Here is a 2,845-nt window from a genome sequence, read left to right as displayed (position 1 = left end):
CGCAAGCCGCCGCGATGTCACGTGGGCAACGCTCGGAACATGGCTCTCGATCCACGACTTCCCGGACATTCACTCGCGCAGCATTGAGGGCATGACGCCGCTGATGGCGGCAGCGCTGCACGGCGAAGACAGCATAGTCGCCGCGTTGCTGGATGAAGGTGCACACGTCGGCGCGCTCGACGACGAAGGTAACCAGGCACTCTGGCACGCGTGTCTGGGCGGCGCACCCGCATCGATCCTACGGTTGGTCGGGGCCGGCCTCGATATTGATCACACGAACGGGAACGACATCACGTGCCTGATGCAGGCCGCCGCCAGCGGCCGGCTCGAGGTCATGTGGCTGCTGATATCGCTCGGCGCCAGCGACAGCCTCGTTGCGCCCGACGGGCGAAATGCATTCGACATGGCCACCGATTTCGGACTGCAGCTCTTGCATACGGTAGGCCGGCTCAGGGACGCCCGGCGGGGATCGATCTCCGCCACCGATCGGTACGTCGCGGAACTGAGGCAACCACGAATTCCGGGTAGCGTCCTGCCGGATAACTCTTTGCGCTGAAAGGAACTCATGCCGCTATACGACTATCTATGCCGCAACTGCGCGTTGCATTTCGAAGCGCTTGTGCGTGCTGGCACGACGCCTCTTTGTCCGCGCTGTCGCAGTACCTCGCTGGATAAACAGGTCAGTGCGCCGTGCGCTCCCGCCCGCAGCAAAGCAATCATCGCGGCGGCACGCCGTCAGGCCGCGCGCGAAGGCCATTTCAGCAACTACACGGCTACAGAACGCAGCAACCTCATGCGCCGCGGTTGAAGCGGCAGCAGCAATGGTACGGCGGCTTGTCCAGCCGGGAATTGCTGCTGCCGCCTGGAGAGATAGATAGCGGCTCCAGCGCCGAAGTTGATCGCCGTGCCCTTTAGTGGCCTGACGATGTACCGATGTACCTTCACGCGTGCGCACGGAGCTGCGTATGTAGCCGCAACGCTGGCGCCCTGCCACCAATCCGCTACGCGTTAGAAGCCACGCTCGGTTCGGATCGCGTCGGAGGCCCGCACGTAGCGAAACTGCTGGTGAAAGGATGGCTGTAGGCTGCGGTTTCCATCCCCCAAGGCTCTCTCATCGGCAAGCTTGCGCAACCGTTCCCTAGTGGCCGAATGCCCGTTGGTATTGCCAGCCGGGATTGCCCGCGTGCGCTTACCGCTCTTTTGCTGTGCCGTGGCAACCTCCATGCGACCGCTCCAGCATTTACTGACTTGGCACTAAATAGTGCGTAGTGCGTTAACGGGTATGAAGACGAAAACTGATGCCCGACACCTCGACGGGGGCCCTCGCAGGCGCACCTGAGAAAAGTAGTGGTGCAAACGGTGGTTGATGGAATCGCGCAAACCGCGCCGGCTCACACATTCGGGGCAAGTCCGCGGGCAGTAAGCAACTGGATGAAGCGGTCGCGAGAAGGCGGCCTGAGATCGCTCAGGCCATGCAAGCGTGGCCGTCGACTGGAAAGTGGCCGGTTGGATCACCGGCAGACCATGAGAATCCGCAAGCTGATCATCGAACCGATGCCGGATCGGCTGGCGTTGCCATTCTACCTGTGGACCCGCGAGTCGGTAGCGCAGCTCATCGAGCGCGAGTATGGCATCAAGGTGTCTGCGTGGACGGTCGGTCGATACCTGAAGCATTGGCCCATCGCTCCAGCATGACGACTGCAATACGGCATGAACGAGTTCGTTCTCTCGTCTCCACGGGCTGGCTCGCCAAGCGCGATTTCAATAGTCTCCATCGTAGGCGCCCTCTTCGGCTAGGATAAGCATATCGGCCTCACTGGCTTCCGCCGTCACGGAGACGCAAACCCCTGTTGACGTCGCAAAATAGACGCGGCGACCACGAAATTCCACCACCGGCTCTTCATTGAACAGTTCGACCGCGCTGATCCGAATGACACGCACGTCGGGATAGCGCTTGCGCCAACCTGCTGCGGCTTCCGACAACGTCGGCTCGTTGAGAACCAATTCGGTTATCGTATGTATCTGAGCTGCAGTAAGCGCCATGTTAGTCGTGACCGCCCGCCAGGCGCCGGGCTTCCACGGTGACCGGAAGCACGGTGTCGGGCGCCAACTCAGGCAACTCGAACTGCCAGCCGTTCGCAAGCGTGACGAGCCCACCCCACATCCGTGCCCGCGCGATTGAAACAATTGGCTCCTCCAAATCCGTCCTCGGAATGTAGGCGCAGAGTATACCTTTGCTATCCTTTCGGATCGTGATTTTCACAGTAAAAGCTCCTGGTTTGGTTAGGAAATTTGCGCCGTGCGAACGTACATCGTTTTGAATACAGCACGAGCAAAGTGGCGACGCTGGCAGCATGTGAGAAATGCCGCCGCAGCCAATACATAAACTGTCACGCGCCCAGCTCGTCTCCTTGCGCGATGGTCGCACCGGTGCAGAAACAGTTTTGTTCCTCCGGGCAGCCGACCAAAAGCCGTCAAAGAGAGGCACAGCGGCTCGCCGTTCTCAACCACCTGCCCGACGTCGACGATCTCGCCGAGGGAGCCGGCCCTCAGGAGACACTTACCTTCGCCCCGGTCGCGATATCCGCCATCGTTGTAGCTGTCGTGCAGTACGACCACGCTCATACCTCATGAATAGGGCTAGCTCGCAACTCGATTGTCCGATGCATCGCCCTGGTGTTCCGTGTGCCAAAGGCTTCGCCCATCCGCCGCTGTCGCAGTCGGCAGTATCTGGTCGATCGAGCTCAGAACCGTGGCCCGCTCGCCCAGACACGCGAGCACGTCATCGGGAAGATAATCGAGCGTGCACAGTTCCTTCGCGCGCATGCCGACCTTGCGATCTGTT

7 protein-coding genes and 1 pseudogene are annotated in these 2,845 nt (G+C 60.8%); 3 read left to right on the top strand and 5 right to left on the bottom strand.

Annotated features, from left to right (window positions below; translation table 11 throughout):
• The coding region (locus tag BMW76_RS39925; RefSeq protein ID WP_090874160.1) for an ankyrin repeat domain-containing protein at positions 1–556 on the top strand (556 nt) is incomplete at its 5' end.
• Positions 557–565: 9 nt separating this feature from the next.
• A complete protein-coding gene (locus BMW76_RS39920; protein ID WP_090874159.1) occupies positions 566–808 on the top strand; it encodes an FmdB family zinc ribbon protein in 243 nt (80 codons plus the stop codon).
• A gap of 200 nt (positions 809–1,008) precedes the next feature.
• Here BMW76_RS39920 and BMW76_RS39915 read toward each other — a convergent pair whose 3' ends face one another.
• A complete protein-coding gene (locus BMW76_RS39915) occupies positions 1,009–1,224 on the bottom strand; it encodes a hypothetical protein (RefSeq protein WP_090874158.1) in 216 nt (71 codons plus the stop codon).
• A 207-nt stretch (positions 1,225–1,431) separates the two neighbouring features.
• Between BMW76_RS39915 and BMW76_RS39910 the strand changes: the two genes are divergently transcribed.
• A complete protein-coding gene (locus BMW76_RS39910) occupies positions 1,432–1,695 on the top strand; it encodes a helix-turn-helix domain-containing protein (protein WP_407669092.1) in 264 nt (87 codons plus the stop codon).
• Positions 1,696–1,761: 66 nt separating this feature from the next.
• Here BMW76_RS39910 and BMW76_RS39905 read toward each other — a convergent pair whose 3' ends face one another.
• The 4 genes and pseudogenes from BMW76_RS39905 to BMW76_RS41730 all read right to left on the bottom strand — a co-directional run.
• The gene (locus BMW76_RS39905; protein ID WP_012406776.1) at positions 1,762–2,043 is read right to left on the bottom strand and encodes a hypothetical protein; all 282 of its coding nucleotides are present in this window, start codon (positions 2,041–2,043) and stop codon (positions 1,762–1,764) included.
• A gap of 1 nt (position 2,044) precedes the next feature.
• Positions 2,045–2,263, bottom strand: a complete 219-nt coding sequence (gene nifT / locus BMW76_RS39900; RefSeq protein ID WP_012406775.1) for a putative nitrogen fixation protein NifT — start codon at positions 2,261–2,263, stop codon at positions 2,045–2,047.
• Positions 2,264–2,283: 20 nt separating this feature from the next.
• A complete protein-coding gene (locus tag BMW76_RS39895) occupies positions 2,284–2,625 on the bottom strand; it encodes a nitrogen fixation protein NifZ (protein WP_090874157.1) in 342 nt (113 codons plus the stop codon).
• 15 nt (positions 2,626–2,640) lie between these two features.
• Positions 2,641–2,845, bottom strand: a pseudogene (locus tag BMW76_RS41730) (nitrogen fixation protein NifZ); the annotation flags it as partial.

Origin of the sequence: Paraburkholderia diazotrophica (assembly GCF_900108945.1) — a bacterium.
In the GTDB taxonomy this organism is placed as follows: domain Bacteria; phylum Pseudomonadota; class Gammaproteobacteria; order Burkholderiales; family Burkholderiaceae; genus Paraburkholderia; species Paraburkholderia diazotrophica.
Note: the sequence above shows the minus strand (reverse complement) of the source record. Positions and strands in the feature narration are given on the sequence as shown.